The following is a 24,423-nucleotide window of genomic DNA, read 5'->3' as shown; positions in this document are numbered from 1 at the left end:
ACTATGGCATCGCCGCCAATTTTGGCGAGAATGCTCATCGCTTCGTCATCCACGGGCGGTGCATGGAGCGAAGCGACGCGCGTAGACCCGACGATCCATTCCGTGACATGCGAGCRCCGCTCACGGTGCCGAATTTTGCTTCGCTRCAACCTTCGATCAAGGTCCCGGCATGGATTCCAGGGTCTCCGCGACGGAGCTTCGCTCCTGCTTCGCCCTGGAATGACGAAGTTCGTCAGCGCAGTTCCACCGGCACCACGGTCGTCTCCTTGATCTCCTCCATGACGAAGGAGGCCGAAACGTCCGACAGCRCCACCTTGGCGATCAGCCGCTGGTAGAGTCGGTCATAGGCTTTCACGTCGGCGACGCGGGCCCTCAGCACGTAATCGAGGTCGCCCGACATGCGGTAGACGCCGGTGATCTCGGTAAAGCCGGTCACCGCCGCGCGGAATTTCTGCARCCAGTCCGGGTCGTGGTTGGAGGTGCGGACCAGGATGAAGACCGAGAGACCAAGCCCCAGCTTGTCGGCATCGACCAGCGCCACGCGCCCGGTGATGACGCCGTCCTCCTCCAGCCGCTTGACGCGCCGCCAGCAGGCATTGCGCGACAGCGCCACGCGCTCCGACAGCTGGTCGACCGAAAGCGTGCCGTCGCGTTGCAGCTCGGCCAGCAATCTTCGATCGATCTCATCGATTTCCGTCGGCACATTGGGATGAATGTCTCACAAAATAGCAAAAAGCAAGGACGAATTAGGACCGATGCACCCAGCCGTATGACATGGTATCCATCATCGAGACCTAATCCGGCAGGAGGGACCACCATGACGACACGGTTTACGGCACTGTTCACGGCTCACCCGGAGAAGGTCGGCGAGACCTATTTTGGCCACATGGCCTTTGCCGCCTGGTTCTGCTCGCGCCTGTCGATGGCAGCGGCCGCCGCGCTCGTTCACGCTTTCTTGCCGTTTCTGTTCGAAACTACGGCGAGCCGAATCGTTCGTGAGCTCTATGAGCGCACRCACAACAGAGGTTCAAATGCGGTCAAGGAGCCGGCGGCTCTGATGGATCGCGCCTGATAAAGGTGGAGTGCGATGTGCCGGTGGGCGGCCTATCTGGGTGAAGCGGTCTTCCTCGAAGACATCATCACCGCGCCCTGCCACTCGTTGATCGCCCAAAGCCACTGCGCCCAGGAAGCCAAGTCGCCGACCAATGGCGACGGCTTCGGCCTTGCCTGGTATGGCGACCGGTCCGAGCCTGGGCTCTATCGCGACATCTTGCCGGYATGGTCCGACCCCAATCTGAAAAGCCTGTGCCGGCAGATCAAGTCCGGCCTGTTCCTCGCCCATGTGCGCGCTTCGACCGGCGGCGCCACCAGCCGCATGAACTGCCATCCTTTCGTCTCCGGCCGCTGGTCCTTCATGCATAACGGCCAGATCGGCGGCTTCGAAAAGATCCGCCGCGCGCTGGAAAACTCGCTTTCCGATGAAGTCTTCGATCAGCGCGAGGGCACCACCGATTCCGAGCTCTTTTTTCTCCTGATGATCGACCAGGGGTTGGCCGGCGACCCGTTGGGCGCGGTCTCGAGGGCAACCGGCCGCGTCATCGAAGCCTCGCGCCGCGCCGGCATTGAGCCGGCTTTGAAGCTCACCGCGGCCTTTTCGGATGGGCAGGCGCTTCATGCCGTGCGCTACGCCACCGACGGCCATGCGCCAACGCTCTACACCGGCGCCTTCGCGAGGCGCGCCGGTCGTTGCATCGTCTCCGAGCCCTTCGACCGGGACGGCGGCGACTGGCAGGCGATCCCGCCATCGAGCTTCGTCACCATGACAAAGGCCGGCACCGACATCCGCCCGTTCGCGCCGGCAGCGGGGAAGCTGGCAATGGTCGTCGGCTGATGAAAATTCCCGAGCTGCCGCATTCAGGTAGAGATCAGCGAAACGTAAGCGCTGCGTAAGGACGCCCAATCTCCTTCCTGTCATCTGTGACGCTCGACGGGCCGCGAATTCCTTCGCGCGCTCAAAGACGCATCGACAGAGGATCACAGGACAATGTGCAGGTGGGCAGCCTATCTCGGCGACGCGATCTTTCTGGAGGATGTCATCGCCGCACCCTCCCATTCGCTGATCGTTCAAAGCAGCCAGGCGCGGGAGGCGAAATCGCCGACAAATGCCGACGGCTTCGGCGTGGCCTGGTATGGCGACCGCCCGGAACCCGGGCTTTATCGCGATGTTCTGCCGGCCTGGTCCGACACCAATCTCAGGAGCCTTGGACGCCAGGTGAAATCCGGCCTGTTCCTGGCCCATGTGCGCGCCTCGACAGGCGGCCTCACCAGCCGCGCGAACTGCCATCCCTTCGTCTCGGGTCGCTGGTCGTTCATGCACAACGGCCAGATCGGTGGCTTCGAGAAGATCCGTCGGGTGCTGGAGAATTCGCTCTCCGATACGTTGTTCGAACAGCTCGAAGGTACCACGGATTCCGAACTCTTTTTCCGCGTGATGCTCGGCGAAGGCCTGGCGCAGGATCCGCAAGGCGCCGTGTCGCGCGCCACCGGCCGCGTGCTCGAGGCAGCGCGCCGGGCCGGCATTGAGCCGTTCCTGAAACTGACCGCCGCCTTCAGTGACGGAAGGGCGCTTCACGCGGTTCGCTACGCCACCGACGACCAGGCGCCGACGCTCTACACCGCTGCCTTCGCCCGGGGCGTCGGCCGCTGCATCGTCTCGGAACCGTTCGATCGCGACGGCCGGACTTGGCATGAGATTCCGCAGTCGAGCTTCGTGACGATGACCCGCGACACCACCAGCATCCGGCCCTTCGCGCCGGCGACGTCCCGGTGGGCGCTGGCAAGCTGAGGTCTCGGCACGGCGGCTGCCGCCRTCAGCCGGCTACTAAACGAAGCGCGACAGAGCATAAGGCGCGAGCAACGCATCACGCTCGCCGTCGAGGATTTCGCGGGTGGCGAACAGCCCCACGGCCGGCGCCAGCGTGATGCCGGAATGGGTGACGGCGATGTAGAGGCCGCCGACGCCTTCGGCGCGGCTGACGATCGGGAAACCGTCGRCCGGCGTCGGACGGTAGCCGATGGTGTGGAAGTCGAATTCCAGCCCGGCGGCGTCGCGCAGCATTGCTTTCGTCGCGGCGAACAGTTCGCGCGCGGCGGCTTCCGGATGGTCGCCCGGATCGCCGCCGCCGAAATCGGAGCCGGCGATGATGCGTCCCTCRGCCGTCTGGCGCATGTGCAGTCTGTCGGCCARCACCAGGCCGTTGAGCAGCTTCCTCGAAGGGCGCGAGTGCACGATCAGGCCCGGCGGGGTCTCGATCGGCAGCTTGATGTCGGCGGTTGCGGCGATCGCCGGCGCCCCGGCGCCAGCAGCGATCACCACGTCGTCCGCCCCGATGGTTTCGCCCGAAACGACAACGCCCGTGACCTTGCCGTTGACCAGCGCCACCCTGTCGACGGTACCCGTGACGATCCGCGCGCCACGCCGCTCCGCGTCCGCCAGCAGCGCCTTCGTGGTCGCCGCTGGCTCGGCCACGCCTTCCTGGGCAACATAAAGTGCAAAGTCGGGAAGTTCCGCCAGGTTGGGCTCGATACGCGCCGCTTGTTCGCGCCCGACCCGCTCGATGCCGTATCCCCAGGATGAGTGCTCGACCGCGTAGGCCTCGAGCCTGTCCGCGGGCAGGTCCCAGCACAGGCCGCCGCACCAGGCGAGCGGCAGCCCCGGCAGGTCGTTCGCCARCCGTTTCCATTCGGCCATCGCGCGGATGCGTAGCCGGAAATAGGTTTCCGGATTGCCCCAGCTTGCGTTGATCCAGGCAAAGGAATTCGGCGTTGCGACACCGCCGGCACCGCCTGTCGAGACGACCGTCACGCATGCGCCGGCTTTCGTCAGATGCCAGGCGATCGAGGCGCCGATGATACCGGCTCCGATGACGATGACTTGCTTTGCGCTGCTCATGCCGGACCTTTTGGGGGAGGTTTCCACCGTCATGCCATCGCACCGGCCAGACCTCAAGCGAGAAGCGGCTATTCGCCGCCCACCGTGAGCGCCTGCGCGCCGGCAATCAGGTCCTTCAGCTTTTCGCAGCGCCGCATGAGCCGGGAAGAGTCCACTTTCTTCGCGGCCGCCAGCGCTGTGCCGAGCTCTAGTTCCGCGCCGGAACGATCGCCGATCTTGATGAGAAGCGCGGCGAGCGACAGCCTGGCGTCGGCGACATTGATCGGCGAACCGACCTCGTTCCAACGGGAGCATGCGATCTGCAGTTCAYGGGCGGCCTCGGCGAAGCGCTCTTCCAGCATGAAAAGCTCCGCCTTGGCTTCCGCAGTCAGCGCCTGGACAGACGCCATCGGCCAGCGCTGCGGCTGCGTCTCCAATTCGGCAATCACCTCTTTCGCCCGCTCGCGCCGGTTGGTGCACGCCGCCACCTTGGCCAGAGTGGCAAGGACCATGCCCCGCCGCTGCAGGGTCGGCCAGCCGTTGCCCACCAAGGAACGTTCGAGAGCGCTGAAAGYGGCCTCCGCCTGTCCCTGCTCGAGCTGCAGCAGCGCTAGCCCGGGCTGCGGATCCCAGCCCGCCGCATGTGACGCGCGATAGGCCGTTTCGGCCTCCGTGAACTCCCCGGCCGCGAGGTGGATATCACCCAGCACGCGCAAGGCGTCACCGGTTGCCCAGGGCGCGTCGAGGGCGAGCTGGTCGAGTGCCGCGCGCACAAGCGCCTCCGCCTCCTTCAGCGTGCCATGAACGCCGAGCACTTCGGCGCGATGCAGCCGGCACGAGCCCGAAAGGTCTTCCAGCCCATGTCCTCTGCACCAGTCCTCGTAGCCGAGCGTCCATTGATTGGCGCGCGACCAGTCGCCGAAATTCCGGCAGGCCCACAGGATGTTGCAGTAGAGAATGCCGCCGACGATCGGGTCGACGTCGCTGGACAGGCCGAGCGCCGCGGCAAGGTCCTGATCCTCCTGCCCGGCCTTGGTTTCACCGAGACATAGTTTGAAGAAGCCGCGATAGATGAGGCCGAGCGACTCCACCACCGGATCGTCGAGGTGCCTGCCGACCGCGAAGGCCTGCTCGGCCAGCGCAAGCGCCTGTTCCGGCTCGGCTTCCGCGCCCATGATGCGCGCCCCCATCCAGCACCAGAGGCCGTGCTCCCTGCTGTCGGAAGCGGTATCGATCAGCTGCGCGGCGCGCTTGTGCCAGCCTTTGGCGACGGCAAGCTCGCCTCTCTCGAGATGGATCCTGGCAAGGGTGATTGCCGGGGAAGCCGCGCGCAGGCGCTCGCCGGCGACGCCGTAAGCCGTCACCGCGCGCGCCAGGAGCGGGATGGCTTCGGCCGGACGCCCCATGCATTCCAGCGCCAGGCCCCATTCTTCGAGGTCGGGCGTCAGCAGCTCGTCGGCGGCATCCGCTTTTGCGAAGGAAGCCGCTGCCTCGTGCCATTTTCTGCCTGCAACGGCCGCGCGTGCCGACAGGATTGATGAGCCAAGGCTGGAAGGCTTGCCGCCCGCATCGGCGGGCCTGCGTTCCGAAATCGACGGCTGATCGAGGCAAATCCGGTAGCCGAAACGGGGCAGGTTGCGCAGCGCCGCCTCCATGCCGCCCTGTCTAAGGATGCCGCGGGCAAGGCTCGCGACACGCTGCAGCGAAGCTTCGGTCACCGTCACGCCGGGCCACAACGTCTCAAGCAGCTCATCCTTGCTCATGGCCCGGTCTTGGTGCCGCAGCAGGATGGCGAGGAAATCGAAGACCAGGGGCTGCGCCTCGATCTCGCTTCCGGCGAGACGAAGGGCACGGGAATCCTCATTGAGCTCGAAGTCCCCGAAGCTATAAATTCCCATCGGCAGCAATCCCCGTAACGACAATGGGCAAAGGATCAGAAGAAGATAAGGCCGGCGTAAGGACTGTCGGCCGCCTGTTCCGTAAATCTCCGTCTGCCTGGCGGGCCAAGCGAGAGTTTACCCCAGCCGCCCCAGGGATGTCACCGGCACCGATCTGATCGAGTGCCCGGCGGCATTTGAACCTCAGATCAAGGAGATTGCAAAATGCAGAAGTACATCATTGAGCGCGAAATTCCCAAGGTCGGCACCTTCGAGCGCGAGCAACTGCGCGACGCGTCCAAGGCCTCGAACGCCGTTCTGGCCGAGCTCGGCCCGGACATCCAGTGGGTCGAATCCTTCGTGACGGACGACAAGACGTTCTGCGTCTATCTCGCCAAGGACGAGGCGATCATCCAGCGCCATGCGAAGATGAGCGGCTTCCCGGCGACAAAGATCACGCAGGTCAAGCGCCTGTTCGATCCGACGACGGCTTAYGCCGCCGCCTGAAGGGGAGGGATCGATCGTGACGCGCTTTGCGGAAATCGTCCTCGCCGTTGGCGCCTCGGCGCTGCTTTGCGGCACAGCGGTCGCGCATGACATGCCCGATCCGGTGCTCAACCGGTCCCGGGACATGGCGGCCAAATACCTCGACATCAAGGTCGCCAAGGCGGACGGCTACCAGCAGCTGTTCGAATGCACGACCATGACGAGCACGGCACGATGGGCGTCCATTTCATCCATCCCGGCCGGGCCGGYGACGGCAAGCTGGTGCTCGGCGAGCCGGACGTGCTGACCTACGAGCCGGAGGCCGATGGCTCGATGCAACTCGTCGRCATGGAATACATCGTCTTCGAAAAGGACTGGAAGGGTAAAGGCATCCCCGAATTCCTCGGCCGCACCCTGCAGCGTAAGACGACGGTGGGTGTCCACCCGGTGGATCCGTACTACGAGCTCCACGTCTGGCACTGGCGGCACAATCCGGCCGGCATGTTCGCGGACTGGAACCCTTATGTGAGCTGCGAGCACGACCGGTCCTGACAGGCGTGACGGGCAGCATCCTCGGGAGGGCCGTGGCCCTCCCGATCTCTTCGTTTGGATAAAAGGAAAATGATCATGCCAACCCTTCGCATAGAAATGAAGCCTGTCGCCGGTCAGTCCGCTGACGGGCGTTTCTCGGCAACAGCCGTCGAAATATGCCACTCTGGCCTGCGCTTCGTGGCACGGATGGTTCGCATCCGCAGGGACCGCGCCTGGCTGAACGAGTTGCCCGACTATCTGTTGCGCGACATCGGTATCAAACGTTCGGAAATCTCGTCGGTCACCTGGCACGGCCGCAACACCGGTCGCGGCGGTCTGTGGATTTGAAGGCCAGGGTCTTTTGCCGACGGCGCTTTTGTCTGTCGCGCCAGTCGATCCGATCTGCCCGAAACTGTCGACATGCCGGGCTGGCGCTGCTAGAAGCCCGCGCCACAGACAGGATTCCAAAAATTGGCAGAAGACATCGAACAGGCGGTATCGCGCCGCCGCACCTTCGCGATCATCGCCCACCCCGACGCGGGCAAGACGACGCTCACCGAAAAGCTGCTTCTGTTCGGCGGCGCCATCCAGCTCGCCGGCGAGGTCAAGGCCAAGAAGGACCGCATCCAGACCCGGTCCGACTGGATGAAGATCGAGCGCGAGCGCGGCATCTCCGTCGTCACCTCGGTGATGACCTTCGAGTATGAAGGCAACGTCTTCAACCTGCTCGACACGCCCGGCCACGAGGATTTCGCCGACGACACTTACCGCACCCTGTCGGCGGTGGACTCGGCCGTCATGGTCATCGACGCCGCCAAGGGCATCGAGCCGCGCACGCTGAAGCTGTTCGAGGTCTGCCGGCTGCGCGACATCCCGATCATCACCTTCGTCAACAAGATGGACCGCGAGAGCCGCGACCCGTTCGAGATCCTGGACGAGATCGAGCAGAAGCTGGCGCTCGACACGGCGCCCGTCACCTGGCCGATCGGCCGCGGCAGGACGTTTTCCGGCACCTATCACCTGGCGCTCAACGCCGTGCGCAAGGGCGATGAGGAAAAGGAACGCACGCCCGTCAACGGCCCGGATTCCAACCGTGTCGCAGGGCTTTTGCCGGACAATGAGCGCGAAGCCTTCATCGAGGAGCTCGAACTGGCGCGCGAGGCCTGTCGGCCTCTCGATATCGACGCCTTCCGCGAAGGCCATCTGACGCCGGTCTATTTCGGCTCGGCGCTGCGCAATTACGGCGTGCGCGATCTGATCGAGGCGCTCGGYGCCTACGGTCCGCCGCCGCGCGCCCAGGAGGCCGATACCCGCACGGTGGAGGYGACGGAGGAGAAGATGACCTCCTTCGTCTTCAAGATCCAGGCCAACATGGACCCCAACCACCGCGACCGCATCGCCTTCGTGCGCGTCTGCTCGGGCACGCTGGAGCGCGGCATGAAGGCCAAGCTGGTGCGCACTGGCAAGCCGATGTCGCTCTCGGCGCCGCAATTCTTCTTCGCCCGCACCCGCGTCACCGCCGACGAGGCTTTCGCCGGCGACGTCGTCGGCATTCCCAATCACGGCACGCTGCGCATCGGCGACACGCTGACCGAAGGCGAGGAGATACTGTTCCGCGGCGTGCCGAACTTCGCCCCGGAAATCCTGCGCCGCGTGCGCCTCGGCGACGCCATGAAGGCCAAGAAGCTGAAGGAAGCGCTGCACCAGATGGCCGAGGAAGGCGTGGTGCAGCTGTTCTCGCCGGAAGACGGCTCGCCGGCCATTGTCGGCGTCGTCGGCGCGCTCCAGCTCGACGTTCTGAAGGAGCGGCTGAACATCGAATACACGCTGCCGGTGGATTTCGAGATGTCGCGCTTCTCGGTCTGCCGCTGGATCGCGGCCGACGACAAGGCGGAGGTGCAGCGCTTCATCGAAGCGCATCGCGGCGACATCGCCCGCGACCTCGACAACGATCCGGTCTTCCTCGCCCAGCACGCCTTCTCGCTGAACTACGAAGCCGAGCGCTGGAAAGCGATCCGCTTCACTGCGGTGAAGGACTATCAGGTGCGCGACAAGGCGGCGTGATTTGGTGAATGGTGAATAGTGAATAGTGAGTAGTAGCGGGAAAGAGTGGGCTGCTAATCTTCACCATTCACCATTCCCTAATTCTCACCCCCTGGCCGCTTCCTCGATCTTRGCGATGTCGATCTTGCCCATCTGCATCATTGCCGACATCACCCGACCGGCCTTGGCCCTGTCCGGATCCATAAGCAGTCTTGGCAGCTGCTCCGGCACGACCTGCCRCGAGACGCCGAACTTGTCCTTCAGCCARCCGCATGGGCCGGGCTGGCCGCCTTCGCTGAGCCTCTCCCAGAAATGATCGACCTCTTCCTGCGTTTTGCAGTCGATCGACTGCGACATGGCTTCGGTGAAATTGAATTCCGGTCCACCATTGAGCGCCTGGAACGGCACCCCGTCGAGCTCGAACGTGGTCACCAGAACCTTGCCCTCATCCCGATGGCCCTTGGGCCAGCGCATCACGCTCAGCACCTTCGAATTCTTGAAGATGGATGTGTAATGGTTCATTGCTTCCTCGGCCTGGTCGTTGAACCATAGGCAAGTGGTGATCTTTTGCATGTCGCGCTCCTCGGGCTTCATGTTGGCTTTCCTTGTCAAACGGTTCGCCGGCGATTTCGTGCCATTTCGATGCCGTCTGCCTTAAGGACGCTGCAGCGAGACGCGATCCGACAGCGGCAGCAAAATTTTCTGAAGAGCTCAAATTTGCCGAAGCGTGCTGGTGCAGCGCAAAATTGTGGCAAGTCCGGACCATGGCCGCTATAACCGCTGCCGACTAAAATTCGAGCGCCGCCCGCCGCGCGTCGGCGCGGCCAGCCAGCAAGGACAACTCGATGCCCGCCTATCGTTCCCGCACCACCACCCATGGCCGCAACATGGCCGGCGCCCGCGGCCTGTGGCGCGCCACCGGCATGAAGGACTCGGATTTCGGCAAGCCGATCATTGCGGTGGTCAACTCCTTCACCCAGTTCGTGCCGGGCCACGTGCATCTGAAGGATCTCGGCCAGCTCGTCGCGCGCGAGATTGAGAAGGCCGGCGGCGTCGCCAAGGAGTTCAACACCATCGCAGTGGATGATGGCATCGCCATGGGTCACGACGGCATGCTCTATTCGCTGCCGTCGCGGGAGCTGATCGCCGATTCCGTCGAATACATGGTCAATGCGCATTGCGCCGACGCCATGGTCTGCATCTCCAATTGCGACAAGATCACCCCCGGCATGCTGATGGCCAGCTTACGCCTCAATATCCCGACCGTCTTCGTCTCCGGCGGGCCGATGGAGGCCGGCAAGGTGGTGCTGGCTGGCAAGGCGCAGGCGCTTGACCTGGTCGACGCCATGGTCGCCGCCGCCGACGACAAGATCTCCGACGAGGACGTCAAGGTCATCGAGCGTTCGGCCTGCCCGACCTGCGGCTCCTGCTCGGGCATGTTCACCGCCAATTCGATGAACTGCCTGACCGAGGCGCTCGGCCTGTCGCTGCCCGGCAACGGCTCGACCTTGGCCACCCATGCCGATCGCAAGCGCCTGTTCGTCGAGGCCGGCCACCTCGCCGTCGACCTCGCCCAGCGCTATTACGAGCAGGACGACGAAAGCGCACTGCCGCGCAGCATCGCCTCCAAGGGCGCTTTCGAGAACGCCATGGCGCTTGACATTGCCATGGGCGGCTCGACCAACACGGTGCTGCATATCCTTGCCGCCGCGCATGAGGGCGAGGTCGACTTCACCATGGAGGATATCGACCGGCTGTCGCGCAAGGTGCCGGTGCTCTGCAAGGTGGCGCCGGCCAAGTCCGACGTGCATATGGAAGACGTGCACCGCGCCGGCGGCATCATGGCGATCCTCGGCCAGCTCGACCAGGCTGGGCTGATCAACCGCGACCTGCCGACCGTGCATACCGCCACGCTCGGCGAAGCGCTCGACCATTGGGATATCGCCCGCACCTCGGCCGAGAATGTTCGCGAGTTCTTCCGCGCCGCCCCTGGCGGCGTGCCGACCCAGGTCGCCTTCAGCCAGGACCGCCGCTGGGACGAGCTCGACCTTGACCGCGAAAAAGGCGTCATCCGCTCGGCAAAGACGCCGTTCTCCAAGGATGGCGGCCTTGCCGTGCTGAAGGGCAATCTGGCGCTGGACGGCTGCATCGTGAAGACGGCCGGCGTCGATGAATCGATCCTGAAATTCACCGGCCCGGCCCGCGTCTTCGAGAGCCAGGATGCATCCGTCAAGGCGATCCTCGGCAACGAGATCAAGGCCGGCGACATCGTCGTCATCCGCTACGAGGGTCCGCGCGGCGGCCCCGGCATGCAGGAGATGCTCTACCCGACCAGCTATTTGAAGTCGAAGGGTCTCGGCAAAGCCTGCGCGCTGATCACCGACGGCCRCTTCTCTGGCGGCACGTCCGGCCTGTCGATCGGCCATGTCTCGCCGGAAGCCGCCGAGGGCGGCGCGATCGCCCTCGTCCAGGAAGGCGACACGATCGAGATCGACATCCCCAACCGCACCATCCGCCTCGCCATCAGCGATGCCGAGCTCGAGGCGCGCCGGGCGGCGATGAACGCCAAGGGCGCTGACGCCTGGAAGCCGGCCGAAAAGCGCAAGCGCAAGGTAACGACCGCGCTGCGCGCCTACGCCGCCTTCGCCACCAGCGCCGACAAGGGCGCTGTTAGGAAGGTGCCGGAGTAAGCTGGGCTCCCCCTTCTCCCCTTGTGGGAGAAGGTGTCGCCGAAGGCGACGGATGAGGGGTGTTCCAGCTTGGCGGCGCCGCTTATCCGGTCAGAATTCGCCAGCGTCTCACTCCGCTGGAACACCCCTCATCCGTCTCGGCGCTGCGCGCCGATCCACCTTCTCCCACAAGGGGAGAAGGAGAGGCGCCGGCGCTACGGCATCAGCTGATACTCATAAAGCTTCTGATAAAGCCCGCCCTGCTTGAGCAGCGCCTTGTGCGGGCCGCTTTCCAGCACCTTGCCCTTTTCCAGCACCACGATCGTGTCGGCCTGGTGCACCGTCGACAGCCGGTGCGCGATGACGATCGTCGTGYGCCCGGCGGTGAGCTGCTGCAGCGCGTCGCGGAACAGCGCTTCCGACTCGGCATCGAGCGCGCTGGTTGCCTCGTCGAGCAGCAGGATCTCGGCGTTGCGCAGCATGGCGCGCGCGATCGAGATGCGCTGGCGCTGGCCGCCGGAGAGCATCGAGCCGTTTTCGCCGACCTCCGTGTCGTAGCCCTTGGCCATCGCGCTGATGAACTCATGCGCGTTGGCGGCCTTGGCGGCGGCGACCACCTCCTCGTCGGTCGCGCCTTCGCGGCCGAGCCGGATGTTGTGCATGATGGTGCCGGCAAACAGGAACGTGTCCTGGCTGACATAGGCGATCTTCTGCCTGAGCGAATCCAGCGTCGCGAACGAGATGTCCTGGCCGTCGAACATCACCCTGCCGGTCTGCGGGTCGTACATGCGCATGATCAGGTTCAGGATCGTCGACTTGCCGCTGCCCGACGGCCCGACCAGCGCCGTCATCTTGCCGGCCGCGAGCGTCAGGTCGAACCCTTCGAACACCGGCGGGCTTTCCGGATAGGCGAAGCTCACATTGTCGAAGCGGATTTCGCCCGGACCTGGTTGCAGCGGCGTGGCGCCGGGTTTCTCGGCGAGCGTCAGCGGCCGGTCGGCGAGCTGGAACATCATGCGCACGCCGACGATGCCCGTCTCCAGCGAGATGCGCACGCGTGCCAGGCGCTTTGCCGGCTCATAGGCCAGCAGCAGCGCCGCGATGAAGGCCATGATGTTGCCCGGCATCTGGCCACCCTGCAGCACCAGCAGGCCGCTGACCAGCACGGCGCCGGCGATCGCCAGCCCCGCCAGCGTTTCCATGACCGGGCTTGTGGCGGCTTCCAGCGTCGCGATGTTGTTGGCGCGGGTTTCGACGTCCGACACCGCCTTGTGCATGCGCTTGCGCATCGCGGCTTCGAGATTGAAGGATTTGACGACGCGCACGCCGATCGCCGTCTCCTGCATCACATGCACGATCTGGCCGAGCGAGACGAATTCCATCGCCGCGATCTTGCGCACGCGTTTGAGGATGCGGTTGACGCCATAGATCGCCACAGGCCCGACGACAAAGCAGATCAGCGACAGCGCCGGCTGTTGCCAGACCATGACCCCGACCAGGACGATCAACGTCACCAGGTCGCGGACATAGGAGGTGACGACGAGGTCGAGCACGCTGCGCGCGGCCTGCGCGTTGTTGGTCATGCGGGCGATCAGGTCGGCCGATGAGGTCGAATGATAGAACTCGATGCCTTGCGCGAGGATGCGATCGTAGATCTTGCGCTGGCGGTCGGCGATGATGGCGTTGCCGACGCGGCTCATGAAATAGGCCTGGACGAAGCTGGCAAAACCCTTGAGCAGGAAGATCCCGGCGACCCCCGCCGCGATCAGGTTGACGCGGTCGAGCCGCTTGAAGACGACGAATTCGTTGGTGATCTCGCGCAGGATCCAGGCGCTGGCGCCGGTCATGGCGGCCACCACCAGCATCGACAGGATGGCCGCGCCATAGCCGAATTTATGCTCATGGAAGGATTCCCTCACCAGCCTGGCAATGAGGCGTTGGTTTTCCGTCGAACGGAAGAAGCGAAACAACGGCCGATCCTGTGTCTGGCTTGCAAAGAATTTCGGATTCGCCACGAGGGCGAGTGGCGGCTTATAGAGCGAGTTGCGGCGCGATGGAACCTTTCGGCTGAAGGCGAAAGAAAAGGCTGCGCCTGGCTGTCTTTCGGCCACGATGAATGCCGATTCTTGGGAAAGGATGACGACGGATGGATTTCGACCTCATCGTGCGCGGCGGCACGCTGCCGGACGGCAGGATTGCCGATATCGGCATTGCCGGCGAGACCATCCGGGCGGTCGAGCAGAAACTGCCGGGCTCCGCGCCGACCGAGATCGATGCGCGCGGCAACCTTGTCTCGCCTCCCTTCGTCGATYCGCATTTCCATATGGATGCGACGCTCTCCTACGGTATCCCGCGCATCAACGCTTCCGGAACGCTGCTCGAAGGCATCGCGCTCTGGGGTGAGTTGAAGCCGCTGCTGACGCATGAAGCCGTGCGCGAGCGCGCGCTCGCCTATTGCGACTGGGCCGTCTCGATGGGCCTGCTCGCCATCCGCACGCATGTCGATGTCTGCGACGACCGGCTGCTCGCGGTGGAAGCGCTGCTCGATGTGAAGAAGGCCGTCGCGCCCTATATCGACCTGCAGCTGGTCGCGTTTCCGCAGGACGGCCTCTACCGCTCGCCGACCGCGCGTGAAAACACCATTCGTGCGCTCGACATGGGCGTCGACATCGTCGGCGRCATCCCGCATTTCGAGCGCACCATGGCCGACGGCACGCGCTCGGTCACGGAGCTTTGCGAGATCGCGRCCAAACGCGGCCTGATGGTCGACATGCATTGTGACGAGACCGACGATCCGCTATCGCGCCATATCGAGCAACTGGCCTATGAAACGCAGCGTCTCGGCCTGCAKGGCAGGGTGGCCGGCTCGCACCTCACCTCCATGCATTCGATGGACAATTACTACGTCTCGAAGCTCCTGCCGCTGATCGCCGAGGCCGGCGTCTCGGCAATCCCCAACCCGCTGATCAACATCATGCTGCAAGGGCGCCACGACACCTTCCCGAAGCGGCGCGGCCTGACCCGGGTCAAGGAGATGCTGGCGCTCGGCATCCGCGTCGGCTGGGGCCAGGATTGCGTGCTCGACCCCTGGTATTCGCTGGGCACCGCCGACATGCTCGACGTCGCCTTCATGGGCTTGCATGTGGCACAGATGTCGAGCCCGGCCGACATGGCGCGCTGCTTCGACATGGTCACCAACGTCAACGCCGCCATCATGGGGCTCGATCATCTCGGCCTCGCCGTCGGCAAGCGCGCCAGCCTCGTCGTGCTTGATGCCGGCAATCCGATCGAGGCCGTGCGCCTGCGTCCCGAACGCCTCTGCGTCATCGCCAGGGGCAAGGTGGTGGCTGAGCGGACGAAGCAGGAAACCCGGCTGTCGATCGCCGGCCGGCCGGCGCAGGTGAATAGGCGGCATAAGACGTCGTAGGTCTCCGCACAGCGATCTGCTTGGTCTGGGGCAAAGCATCACGAACGGTTCGCGATTGGCCGGAACGCTCGTGGCGTTTCGGCCAACCCCGGTTCCCGGCGCTGGTCTTACGGATTTCCCTCGTCAAACCGGCCGCTTGCGGCTAGGGAGCGGCATGGCCCAGACCATCGCCCGCAATTTCACGATCAGGAACATGTTGCTCGCCGGCATCCTGTTGATGCTGGCCGGCGACTTCATGTTCGCGCTGAACGACGCGATGGGCAAATGGCTGGTCGCTTCCTTCTCGGTCGGACAAGTGGTGCTGATCCGCTCGATCGGCGCCTTCATCGTGCTCGGCCCGATGATCGCCAACCAGGGCACCGGCAAGCTGTTCCACATGGACCGGCCGCTTTTGCAGTTCCTGYGCGTCGTGGCCACCACCACCGACACCGGGCTCTTCTACGCCGCGGTCGTCTACCTGCCGCTGGCCGACGTGATGAGCTTCTACATGGCCGGGCCGATCTATGTCGCGGCGCTGTCGCACCTTTTGCTTGGCGAAAAGGTCGGCTGGCGGCGCTGGCTGGCGATCCTGGTCGGCTTCTGCGGCGTGCTGATCATCCTGAAGCCGTCCACCGCGGCTTYCTCCATGTCCTCCGGCTTCGCGCTGGTGGGCAGCCTCGCCTTCGGCTTCGCCATCATCCTCGGCCGCCTTCTGCGCGGCACCAGCGACACGACCTTGGTCACCTGGCAGACGATCGGCACGCTGATCGTCGGCGGCGCGCTCACCATCGGCGCCTGGCGCACGCCCTCGGCGCTCGATTTCGGCGCCATGCTGTTGCTCGGCGTCGTCTCTTGCGCCGCGCATCTGATGATCACGAGGGCGCTGAAGCTGGCGCCGGCTTCGGCGCTGGCGCCGCTGCATTACACGCTGCTCCTATGGGCTGTGGTCTTCGGCCTCGTGTTCTTCGGCGATGTCCCGGGGTCCCGCATATTGATCGGCTCGGCGATCGTCGTGCTTGCCGGCATGTTCATCTTCCACCGCCAGAAGGTAGTGGAAACCGAGGTGCCGCCCGAGAACGTGCCCAAGGGCGTGAACTAGCTTCTTAGCACAGAAATTTTGACCGGTCGGCTATGCGTGCGTTGGCATATCCATRCTTTGGCGATTGGCCGAGACGCCTATAGGGTCGTCATCCACGGGCTTCGCTCCTTGCTCCGCCCTGGAATGACGAGGTTCGGGAGCCTTCGGCTCATCGCCGGCGTTTGCGCTGACTACCCCAAACGGACGTTGATAGCCTTGCCCGACAAGCTTGCAATTCAAAATCACTGTGTTGAGAAACCACGGCAACTTCACGAAAGTTTTCTGCGGTGCAAATCGCCATCCGGATGCAATCTGTGATTGATTCCGGCAGGGCCGGCAGGATATCTATAGCCTGGAAAATTGCGCTATTTGGGGGGAAATCATGGGCAGTTTCTCGATATGGCATTGGCTTATAGTTCTGATCATTATCGGCTTGCCATTRCTGTTTGTCTTGAGGGCGCCGCCAGCCGGCGCCAATCGTTTCGGGGACACGCCTCCTTCGATGAACTTCGGTGAAGCGATTGCAAGCTTTTTCCGAAATTACGTGGACTTTTCCGGCAGGGCCAGTCGCTCGGAATTCTGGTATTCCTACCTCTTCATTATCATCGTTGCCGTTCTTATGGGTATAGTCGATATCTTTGTGKGAAACGAAGCCGTCTCGTCGCTTTGGAATCTTGCCGTCCTTCTGCCGACACTTGCCATGACCGCGCGCCGGCTGCATGACATCAACAGAAGCGGCTGGCATCAGCTGCTTGCGGGATTGTTCCCCATCGGCACCATCGCACTGCTCGTCTGGTATTGCAGAAAGTCCGACGAAACAGGGTCGTTGAACGAGATCCAGAGGGTTTTCAGGTAGAGCGCCGGCTCTAGCCCAGGCGCACTGCCGCCAGGTGGCGTGAGAATTCAGTTCTCTCCATCAGCGCCTTGCAGCGGGCGAAGCGGCCGTCGGCATAGGCGCGGAAATCGTCGGCGGGATTGTCGTTGGYGAGCTGGATCAGTCCCCACAGCGTCCAGAGCAGGTCGCACATCGCCTTGTAGATGACGACGCGGCCGCGCTCGGCCGGCCGCGCCTCGCCACCGAAATAGGCGCGCATCAATTCCTCGTCCTGAGCGGTATCGAACCTGCCCTCGACCGAGAGGTCGCCGAGGTCCCACAGCGGATCGTTCATGCCGGAATATTCCCAGTCGACGATCCACATGCGATCGCCCGTATCGAGGAAGTTCTCGCACAGCGGATCGCAATGGCAGGCGGCGAGCGGGATCGGATGGGCGGCGAGCGCGTCCCGCACGCTGTCCGCCTCGCGCACCACGTCGTGATAGCCCGAAGGCAGTGCGACATCCTTTGTCGACAGGACCTTGAGATAGTCGTCGATCATGGCAAACAGCTCGAAGCGGAAGGAAAAGGCGGCGCCCGATGAATGCAGCTTGCGGAAGGCCTGGCCCGCCCGCGCGGGGCTGCCCGGCCGCGTCTTGAATTTCTCGGGCGACATCGTCTCCGCGCCGGCGATGAGGCGCGTCGCCATCAGGCCGGATGCGGGATCAAAATAGAGCACCTCGGGGCTGACGCCGGCTTTGGCCGCCTCGCGCGCCGCTACTGCCTCGTTGGCGCGGTTGATATATTCTTCTGTACCCTTGCCGGGGATGCGCAGGCAGACCTCGCCGACCCTGTAGACACGGTTGGTAAGGCCGCCCAGCCGCTCCAGCGGACCCTCGTACCCGGCAAGCGCCGGAATGGCGGCCAGCGCCGCGCGCGCCTCGTCCATCCTCATCCCCCTTTACCATCACGCCATGTTTTATGGCGGAACGGTTCCACAGTTTTTGCCGCTTGGCTACCATGGCGGACGCGAATCGACGGCGGGAGCGGCAATGGCGGACGGCAAGCACAACGGCTCACTAAGCGCGGCCTATGCCGCGACCCGGYCGGACGAGGTCGCCGCGGTCTATGACGGTTGGGCCGAGACCTACGATGCCGACATGTCGGCCGCCGGCTATCGCCATCCGACGATCTGCCTGGCGCTGCTGGCCCGCCACCTGCCGCGCGGCGCCGAACCCTTGCTCGACGCCGGTGCCGGCACCGGCCTGATCGGCGAGTGGCTCGCCATCACCGGCTATCCAAGGGTCGAGGCGCTCGACATCTCCCAAGGCATGCTGGACAAGGCCGGCGCCAAGGGCGTCTACACGGCGCTGCACCGCCTGGCGATGGGCGATGTTCTGCCCTTCGCCGACGGCGCCTATGCCGGCATCATCTCTGCGGGCGTCTTCACCTCGGGCCATGTCGGGGTCGAGGGCCTAGACGAGTTGATCCGCATCTGCCGGCCGGGCGGCGTCATCGTGCTGACGGTGAAGAACACACTGTGGGATGCCGGTTTCGCGGAGCGGATCGCCGAGCTGGAAGCACGCGGCGCGGTAAGCCGCCTCGAGGAGACGCGACCTTATGCCTCGATGCCCGGCGAGGGCGACACCGTGCCGAGCCGTTGCCTGGCGCTGCGCGTCAGCTGACCCGCGCTGCGCGGATCAGGCCTTTGTCTTCGCGCCGGCCGGGTCGTACAGCGCCTCGAGATGGATCTTGGCCGGCGTGCGTTCCATCGCCACCACCAGCTCGTAGTCGCCAGAGGCGAGGAAGTCGTCCCTGACGCCGTCGGCATCGCGCACATAGCCGTAGCCGATGTTCTTCTCCACCGTATAGCCGTAGCCGCCGCTGGTAAGATARCCGACCGGCTCGCCATTGCGCAGGATCGTCTCGCGCCCGACCAGCACGACCTCCGGGTCGTCCACCGTGAAGCCGGCAAAGCGTTTCGTCGGCGCCTTGCCGGCCGCTTTCTCCAGCGCTCTCCGCCCGACGAAGTCGATGTTCTTGCGAAGCTTCACCGCCCAGCCGAGCCCCGCTTCCAGCGGCGTGTCGTTCGGCGTGATGTCGGAGCCCCAGGCGCGATAGCCCTTTTCCAGCCTGAGCGACTCCAGCGCCCGGTAGCCGACCGGGCGAATGCCATGCGGCTTGCCGGCCGCCATCAGCGCATCGAAAACCTCGCCGGTGGCGGCGATCGGCACATGCAGCTCCCAGCCGAGCTCGCCGACATAGGTGACGCGCAACGCCTTCACGCTATGGCCCGCAATTTCGATTTCGCGCGCATGGCCGAAGGGGAAGGCGGCGTTCGAGATGTCGGCATCCGTCACCGCCGACACCACGTCGCGGGCGCGCGGGCCCATCAGCGACAGCGTGCCGTACTCTTCCGTGACATCCTTCAGTCTGGCGTTGAGGCCGGAGCCGATATGGTCGCTGATCCAGGACAGGTCATGCGTGCGGAAGCCGGTGCCGGTGACGATGTAGAACCGGTCCTCGCCGAGCCGCGACACGGTGAGGTCGGCCTCGATGCCGCCGCGCGTGTTGAGCAACTGCGTGTAGGTGAGCCGTCCGGCCGGCTTGTTGACATCGTTGGCGCAGATCCAGTCGAGCGCCTTCAGAGCGTCGGCGCCGGTCAGCTCGTATTTGGCGAAGGAGGACTGGTCGAAGATGCCGACCTTCTCACGCACATGACGGTGTTCGTCACCGACTGGCCCGAACCAGTTCTGCCGGCCCATCGAATAGACGTCCTCGGCGGCTACGCCATCCGGCGCGAACCAGTTCGGCCGTTCCCAGCCGAGCTTGGAGCCGAACACGGCGCGATGCGTCTTCAGCCGCTCATAGAGCGGCGAGACGATGCGCGGCCGTCCCGATAGATATTCCTCATGCGGGAAGCCGATCGTGTAATGCTTGCCATAGGCTTCCAGCGTGCGGTCGCGGACCCAGTCGCGGTCGCGATGCAGGCTGGAGAAGCGCCTGATGTCGACCACCCACAGGTCGAGCGGCGCCTCGCCGTCGACCACCCATTGCGCCAGCACCCAGCCGGCGCCGCCGCCCGAGGCGATGCCGAAGGCGTTGAAGCCGGCGCCGACGAACATATTGGAACATTCGGGCGCCACGCCGAGGATGAAATTGCCGTCCGGCGTGAAGCTTTCGGGGCCGTTGATCATCTGCTTGACGCCGGCGGTCTGCAGAGCCGGAACACGCGCGATCGCCTGGCTCATATGCTGTTCGAAATGATCGTAGTCGTCGTCGAACAGGCGGAATTCCCAGTCGTTGGGAACRTCGCCGCCGGGAAGCCCGGTTGCCCAGGCCTGCGGGTTGGGCTCATAGCCGCCCATCACCAGCCCGCCGACCTCTTCCTTGAAATAGATGCGGCGGTCGGGGTCGCGGATCGTAGGCGCGTCGTTGGCGAGCCCATCGATCTTCTCGGTGATGATGTACTGATGCTTGACCGGCTGCAGCGGCACGTTGATGCCGGCCATCGCGCCGACCTGCCTTGCCCACTGCCCGGCGCAGTTCACCACCTTGTCGCAAGCGATGTCGCCTTTTGAGGTCTTCACCGCGGCGATGCGGCCGTCCTTCATCGTGAAGCCGGTGACGCGCACGTCCTCGAACAATTTAGCGCCATGCATGCGCGCGCCTTTGGCGAGCGACTGGGCGATGTCGGACGGGCTTGCCTGGCCGTCGGTCGGCAGCCACGAGGCGCCGACTAGGTCGCCGGTCTCCATCAGCGGCCACATGCGCTTCACTTCCGCCGGCGACAGAAGCTGCATGTCCATGCCGAAGCTTTTGGCCGTGGTCGCCAGCCGCTTGAACTCGGTCCAGCGGTCGGCGTTGGTTGCCAGCCGCAGGCACCCGGTCATCTTCCAGCCGGTCGCCAGGCCGGTCTCGGCCTCGAGGCCCTTGTAGAGCTCGACCGAATATTTGAGCACCCGCGTGATCGAGGCCGACGAGCGCAACTGCCCGACCAGGCCGGCGGCGTGCCAGGTCGAGCCCGAGGTCAGCTTGCCCTGCTCGAGCAGAACGACGTCGGCCTTGTGGTCGCGCGCCAGATGATAGGCGGTGGAGCAGCCGATGATGCCGCCGCCGATGACGACGATCTCGGCATGGCTGGGCAAGGTCATGGCTTGGTCCCGTATTTCGTCCGGTAGTTCTCCAGCGCCGCGTCGAGCCGGACGAGGTTTTCCTCGGTATAGGCGACATAGTCGATGCCGGGCGCGTCGAGATAAAGCTCGGAGACCATGCTCCACATCGCTTCGCGCAGCAGCGAGGCGCATTGCATGGCGGCATGCGAGCGGCGGATTTCGCTATCCGGCTCCTTCATGAAATAGGCGGTCAGGAAGGCGAAGGATTCGTCATCGCTCAGGCCGGCATTGGAGGCGGCGCCGGCAAGATCGAACATCGCCGTGTTGAAGCCGGCATATTCGAAATCGATCAGCCACAGCCGCCTGCCATCGTCGAGGATATTGGCCGGCAAAAGATCGTTGTGGCCGAAGACGATCGGCAACAGCTTCTGTGCCCGCTCGAGCTCGTCGGCGAGCGAAAGATAGCGCGGCAACTGATCCTTCTTGCGGCTGCCGCCTTCGTCCAGCGTGCGCGCATAGTCGCGGATGACGTGGAACACCCAGAACATGAAGCCGGCGCCGGAGACGTGGTTCGGCATCTCGCGATGGAACGCGCGCAGCAGCCCGGCGACACGGTCGAGATTAGCTCGCACGTCTTCGGCGAGGAAGGTCTTGGCGCCGAGGAATTCCGTCACCAGGATGCCGGGCTCGGCATAGTGCACGGCCGGCGCGAAGCCCGCCGCATGCGCCGCCCGCRCCGTCATCACCTCGCGCTCGCGAAAGACGTGGTGGAACGGGAAGTCCTGGCCGAAGCGCACGACATGCCGCCCGGCCGCATCGGTGACGACAAAATTGGCGTTGCTGAGGCCACCCGGCAGCGGCTCGATCTCGATGCTGCCGTTCCAGCACGGCAGGGCGCGGATGCGGTCTTCGGCACTCACGGCTTCGCTCCGGCCTCAGCCGGTCCCGCGGAAAATGACGATGGGACAAAACAAAAAAGCCTCGTCGGTGCGAGACGCCAGGATCGGTATCCCGCACCGCACCGACGAGCCCCTTGGCCAGGCATGGTATCCCGGCATCCGCCCCCGCGGATTCGATAAAAGCTCGCGCCCGGCTGGTTCCAGGCGATCTGGTCACTAGGCTGCGGCTCTGCCATCACCCTCCCGTGGYAGTTCCGAACCTGTCACGGGGGCAGTGTCATGCCGGCGTGRCAGAGCTGTCAATCAAAAGCTGTGACCTTTTTTGGGTGTTTTGCCCGAAAATATAAGCGACTCCTTTCAAAGCGTTGCCAAAACCTTAAATTCGGTCAAAATTTCCGGACATCCATATGATCCATTCGAAACGGCATGGCGAAATCCTGCGGCTTCTCAGCGAGGAGGGCACGATCAGCATTGCCAGCCTCGCCGAACGTCTCGGCGTCTCGCTGGAAACGGTGCGGCGCGACGTCAGGCCGCTCGCCGATGACGGGTCGGTGCTGAAGATGCATGGCGCCGTCGGCCTTGCCTCGATGGTGGGCGAGGCGCCGTTCGAGCGGCGCATGCGCGAGAATGCGGAAGCCAAGCGGCTGATCGCCAGGATGGTCGCGGCCACGATCCGTGACGGCGAGGCGATCATGCTCGATACCGGCACGACCACATCCTTCCTGGCGCGAGAGCTGCTCGGCCATCGCCGGCTGACGGTGGTCACCAATTCCTCCGACATTGCCCGCACGCTGGCGACGGTGAACGGCAACAAGGTCTATATGGCGGGAGGCGAGCTGCGCAGCGATTCGGGTGCTGCTTTCGGCATTTCGGCGATCGAGTTCGTCAGCCGCTTTTCGGTCGATCATGCGGTGATCTCGATCGGCGCGGTCGATGCCGCTGCCGGCCTGACCGACTACGAGCTGGAGGAGGCGGAGTTCGCCCGCATGGTGCTGTCGCGTGGCCAGCGCTCGCTGGTCGTCACCGACCATACCAAGTTCGGCCGTCAGGGGCTGGTCAGGGTCTGYGGCTTCRACGGCTTTTCCGAGCTCGCCACCGACCAGCYGCCGCCGCCCGACATCGCCGCCGCGCTGACCCATGCCGGGGCGCGCCTGACCATTGCGGCGGCCTGACGTCAGCCAAGGAAATAAGGCTAACCGAACACCAGCGACTGATGTGCCGCAACTCCGGCCATCGCGCCACCGGACACCGCGAAGGCGATGTTGTGCATCATCCGCGCCGCGTCTCCGGCCGCGAACACGCCGGGCACCGATGTCTGCTGCTTGTCGTCCACGACGATCGCCCGGCCAAGCGGGCCTTCGTTGAAGGCGCAGCCCAGCTGCTCGGCCAGCGGACTTGCCATTTCGTTGCGCGGCGCGGTGAACAGCGCCCGCACGCTTGCGCTGCGGTTTCCATCGAGCCTGACGACCAGGCCGCCGGAGCCGTCGTCCCGCACCTCGCTCACCTTCTCCGGCTCGAAGCGGATGTTGCGCTTCTCCAAGACCCGCGCCTGGTCCGCGTCCGGCTCGAACAAGCCGTCGGCGAACAGCGTGACGTCGCCCCAGTCGGAGATCAGCTCGGCCTGGTGCAGCGACATCGGTCCGGTGGCCAGCACGCCGAGCGGCCCGCCGGCCACCTCGTAACCGTGGCAATAGGGGCAATGCAGYACCGTCTTGCCCCACTGCCCGGCAAGTCCGGGAACGTCCGGCAGGATGTCCCGGACGCCGGTGGCGAGCACCAGCCGCGTCGCGCCGAAACCCTCGCCATTGTCCATCTCGACCTCGAAGCCGGTACCGGCGATGGCGGCCCGCCTGGCGCGGCCCTCGATCATCGTGACAGCCGGATAGGCAAGCAGCTGTGCCCTGGCCTCGCCMAGTATGTCCGCCGGCGCCCGTCCGTCCTGGCCGAAGAAGCCATGCGAGTGCTCGGCAAAGCGATTTCGCGGCTGGCCGGCGTCGATCACCAGCACCTTGCGTCGGCCCCGCGCCRCATACATGGCGGCGGAGAGCCCGGCAAAGCTGCCGCCCACGACGATGACATCATAATGCATGGCTGGATACTCCAATCAGGTCATAACGGCGGCGGAAATCGGCCGTCAGGTCGGCCAGCGTGATATGGCTGAGCCGCTCGGCGAGCAGCCTTTCCGCCTCGAGGCGGAAATCGTCGAGCACGGCGATCACCGCCTGCTCGACCAGGCATCCGGGGCTTTCCGGTTCGGTGCTGAACGGCAACAGCGTCWCGCCAAGCGCGGCGCTGATCTCGGCCAGCGAAATYCTGTCCGGCGCGCGGCCGAGCTGCCAGCCGCCGCCATGGCCGCGCGACGAAGTGACGATGCCCGCCTCCCGCAGCCCGGCGATGGTGCGGCGCACCACTACCGGATTGGTGTGGATGAAGCCGGCTAGCTCTTCGGACGTCAGCGCCCGGTCAGGCGCCTCGGCCATATGGACGAGAATGTGCAGGGTCGAGGACAGTCGGCTATTGCGTTTCATGTAACTTAGTTAGTTACGAATCATGCCGATGTCAAACCGGCCGGAC

24 protein-coding genes are annotated in these 24,423 nt (G+C 64.7%); 14 read left to right on the top strand and 10 right to left on the bottom strand.

The annotated features are described in order from the left end of the window. Positions 1–232: 232 nt before the first annotated feature. Positions 233–703 carry an Lrp/AsnC family transcriptional regulator gene (locus LCM4576_RS32410; protein WP_071036385.1) on the bottom strand — a complete coding sequence of 157 codons (471 nt, stop codon included), beginning with the start codon at positions 701–703 and terminating at the stop codon, positions 233–235. 114 nt (positions 704–817) lie between these two features. Here LCM4576_RS32410 and LCM4576_RS32405 point away from each other — a divergent pair, with 114 nt between their 5' ends. The 3 genes from LCM4576_RS32405 to LCM4576_RS32395 all read left to right on the top strand — a co-directional run bounded on the left by LCM4576_RS32405 (position 818) and on the right by LCM4576_RS32395 (position 2,845). Further along, positions 818–1,072 carry a DUF6356 family protein gene (locus tag LCM4576_RS32405; protein WP_071036384.1) on the top strand — a complete coding sequence of 85 codons (255 nt, stop codon included), beginning with the start codon at positions 818–820 and terminating at the stop codon, positions 1,070–1,072. A 15-nt stretch (positions 1,073–1,087) separates the two neighbouring features. Next, positions 1,088–1,891: a class II glutamine amidotransferase gene (locus tag LCM4576_RS32400; protein WP_071036383.1), complete on the top strand. Its 804-nt coding sequence runs from the start codon at positions 1,088–1,090 to the stop codon at positions 1,889–1,891. A gap of 153 nt (positions 1,892–2,044) precedes the next feature. Further along, positions 2,045–2,845 (top strand): class II glutamine amidotransferase, encoded by an 801-nt coding sequence (locus LCM4576_RS32395; protein WP_040988600.1) that lies wholly within the window; start codon positions 2,045–2,047, stop codon positions 2,843–2,845. Positions 2,846–2,881: 36 nt separating this feature from the next. Here LCM4576_RS32395 and LCM4576_RS32390 read toward each other — a convergent pair whose 3' ends face one another. Together LCM4576_RS32390 and LCM4576_RS32385 are read right to left on the bottom strand one after the other, a co-directional pair. Further along, complete coding sequence (locus LCM4576_RS32390; RefSeq protein ID WP_071036382.1) at positions 2,882–3,952, bottom strand: FAD-binding oxidoreductase; 1,071 nt, start codon at positions 3,950–3,952, stop codon at positions 2,882–2,884. 68 nt (positions 3,953–4,020) lie between these two features. Continuing rightward, positions 4,021–5,829 carry a winged helix-turn-helix domain-containing protein gene (locus LCM4576_RS32385; RefSeq protein ID WP_071036381.1) on the bottom strand — a complete coding sequence of 603 codons (1,809 nt, stop codon included), beginning with the start codon at positions 5,827–5,829 and terminating at the stop codon, positions 4,021–4,023. A gap of 204 nt (positions 5,830–6,033) precedes the next feature. On the opposite strand from LCM4576_RS32385, the gene LCM4576_RS32380 reads away from it, so the two are divergent. The 5 genes from LCM4576_RS32380 (at position 6,034) to LCM4576_RS32365 (ending at position 8,889) form a co-directional block, all read left to right on the top strand. Continuing rightward, positions 6,034–6,315 carry a DUF4242 domain-containing protein gene (locus tag LCM4576_RS32380; protein WP_040988593.1) on the top strand — a complete coding sequence of 94 codons (282 nt, stop codon included), beginning with the start codon at positions 6,034–6,036 and terminating at the stop codon, positions 6,313–6,315. 16 nt (positions 6,316–6,331) lie between these two features. Then, positions 6,332–6,601 (top strand): hypothetical protein, encoded by a 270-nt coding sequence (locus LCM4576_RS36995; RefSeq protein ID WP_071036380.1) that lies wholly within the window; start codon positions 6,332–6,334, stop codon positions 6,599–6,601. Further along, a complete protein-coding gene (locus LCM4576_RS32370) occupies positions 6,502–6,846 on the top strand; it encodes a hypothetical protein (RefSeq protein WP_131803339.1) in 345 nt (114 codons plus the stop codon). Before LCM4576_RS36995 ends, LCM4576_RS32370 begins: the two co-directional genes overlap by 100 nt. Before the next feature lie 69 nt (positions 6,847–6,915). Continuing rightward, a complete protein-coding gene (locus LCM4576_RS35495; RefSeq protein ID WP_083354622.1) occupies positions 6,916–7,173 on the top strand; it encodes a DUF1127 domain-containing protein in 258 nt (85 codons plus the stop codon). A gap of 123 nt (positions 7,174–7,296) precedes the next feature. After that, complete coding sequence (locus LCM4576_RS32365; RefSeq protein WP_071036378.1) at positions 7,297–8,889, top strand: peptide chain release factor 3; 1,593 nt, start codon at positions 7,297–7,299, stop codon at positions 8,887–8,889. Positions 8,890–8,973: 84 nt separating this feature from the next. Here the strand turns inward: LCM4576_RS32365 and LCM4576_RS32360 are convergent, their stop codons facing one another. Next, positions 8,974–9,441 carry a VOC family protein gene (locus tag LCM4576_RS32360; protein ID WP_071036761.1) on the bottom strand — a complete coding sequence of 156 codons (468 nt, stop codon included), beginning with the start codon at positions 9,439–9,441 and terminating at the stop codon, positions 8,974–8,976. A gap of 272 nt (positions 9,442–9,713) precedes the next feature. Here LCM4576_RS32360 and ilvD point away from each other — a divergent pair, with 272 nt between their 5' ends. After that, complete coding sequence (gene ilvD / locus LCM4576_RS32355; protein ID WP_071036377.1) at positions 9,714–11,558, top strand: dihydroxy-acid dehydratase; 1,845 nt, start codon at positions 9,714–9,716, stop codon at positions 11,556–11,558. 194 nt (positions 11,559–11,752) lie between these two features. Here ilvD and LCM4576_RS32350 read toward each other — a convergent pair whose 3' ends face one another. Then, positions 11,753–13,507 (bottom strand): ABC transporter ATP-binding protein, encoded by a 1,755-nt coding sequence (locus LCM4576_RS32350; protein WP_071036759.1) that lies wholly within the window; start codon positions 13,505–13,507, stop codon positions 11,753–11,755. Positions 13,508–13,683: 176 nt separating this feature from the next. Here LCM4576_RS32350 and LCM4576_RS32345 point away from each other — a divergent pair, with 176 nt between their 5' ends. The 3 genes from LCM4576_RS32345 to LCM4576_RS32335 all read left to right on the top strand — a co-directional run bounded on the left by LCM4576_RS32345 (position 13,684) and on the right by LCM4576_RS32335 (position 16,877). After that, a complete protein-coding gene (locus LCM4576_RS32345) occupies positions 13,684–14,964 on the top strand; it encodes an amidohydrolase family protein (RefSeq protein WP_071036376.1) in 1,281 nt (426 codons plus the stop codon). A 154-nt stretch (positions 14,965–15,118) separates the two neighbouring features. After that, positions 15,119–16,042 carry a DMT family transporter gene (locus tag LCM4576_RS32340; RefSeq protein WP_071036375.1) on the top strand — a complete coding sequence of 308 codons (924 nt, stop codon included), beginning with the start codon at positions 15,119–15,121 and terminating at the stop codon, positions 16,040–16,042. Between the two features lie 361 nt (positions 16,043–16,403). After that, positions 16,404–16,877 (top strand): DUF805 domain-containing protein, encoded by a 474-nt coding sequence (locus LCM4576_RS32335; RefSeq protein WP_071036374.1) that lies wholly within the window; start codon positions 16,404–16,406, stop codon positions 16,875–16,877. 10 nt (positions 16,878–16,887) lie between these two features. On the opposite strand, the gene LCM4576_RS32330 is transcribed toward LCM4576_RS32335, so the two are convergent. Further along, a complete protein-coding gene (locus tag LCM4576_RS32330; protein WP_071036373.1) occupies positions 16,888–17,790 on the bottom strand; it encodes a phosphotransferase family protein in 903 nt (300 codons plus the stop codon). A gap of 97 nt (positions 17,791–17,887) precedes the next feature. Here LCM4576_RS32330 and LCM4576_RS32325 point away from each other — a divergent pair, with 97 nt between their 5' ends. Next, positions 17,888–18,520: a class I SAM-dependent methyltransferase gene (locus LCM4576_RS32325; RefSeq protein ID WP_071036755.1), complete on the top strand. Its 633-nt coding sequence runs from the start codon at positions 17,888–17,890 to the stop codon at positions 18,518–18,520. A 15-nt stretch (positions 18,521–18,535) separates the two neighbouring features. Here LCM4576_RS32325 and LCM4576_RS32320 read toward each other — a convergent pair whose 3' ends face one another. Together LCM4576_RS32320 and LCM4576_RS32315 are read right to left on the bottom strand one after the other, a co-directional pair. Next, positions 18,536–20,989 carry an FAD-dependent oxidoreductase gene (locus LCM4576_RS32320; RefSeq protein ID WP_071036372.1) on the bottom strand — a complete coding sequence of 818 codons (2,454 nt, stop codon included), beginning with the start codon at positions 20,987–20,989 and terminating at the stop codon, positions 18,536–18,538. Further along, positions 20,986–21,870: a phosphotransferase family protein gene (locus LCM4576_RS32315; RefSeq protein ID WP_071036371.1), complete on the bottom strand. Its 885-nt coding sequence runs from the start codon at positions 21,868–21,870 to the stop codon at positions 20,986–20,988. The genes LCM4576_RS32320 and LCM4576_RS32315 overlap by 4 nt, the downstream gene beginning before the upstream one ends. A 386-nt stretch (positions 21,871–22,256) precedes the next feature. Between LCM4576_RS32315 and LCM4576_RS32310 the strand changes: the two genes are divergently transcribed. Then, positions 22,257–23,021, top strand: coding sequence for a DeoR/GlpR family DNA-binding transcription regulator (locus LCM4576_RS32310; RefSeq protein WP_071036370.1), 765 nt, complete (start codon positions 22,257–22,259; stop codon positions 23,019–23,021). A gap of 20 nt (positions 23,022–23,041) precedes the next feature. Here LCM4576_RS32310 and LCM4576_RS32305 read toward each other — a convergent pair whose 3' ends face one another. Both LCM4576_RS32305 and LCM4576_RS32300 read right to left on the bottom strand, forming a co-directional pair. Continuing rightward, positions 23,042–23,938, bottom strand: a complete 897-nt coding sequence (locus tag LCM4576_RS32305) for an NAD(P)/FAD-dependent oxidoreductase (protein WP_071036369.1) — start codon at positions 23,936–23,938, stop codon at positions 23,042–23,044. Then, complete coding sequence (locus LCM4576_RS32300; protein ID WP_071036368.1) at positions 23,928–24,377, bottom strand: Rrf2 family transcriptional regulator; 450 nt, start codon at positions 24,375–24,377, stop codon at positions 23,928–23,930. The genes LCM4576_RS32305 and LCM4576_RS32300 overlap by 11 nt, the downstream gene beginning before the upstream one ends. Positions 24,378–24,423: the final 46 nt, after the last annotated feature.

It is taken from the genome of Mesorhizobium sp. LCM 4576 (assembly GCF_001854815.1).
GTDB lineage: Bacteria > Pseudomonadota > Alphaproteobacteria > Rhizobiales > Rhizobiaceae > Mesorhizobium > Mesorhizobium plurifarium.
The sequence above is the reverse complement of the archived record's forward strand: the minus strand, read 5'-3'. Positions and strand labels throughout refer to the sequence as shown.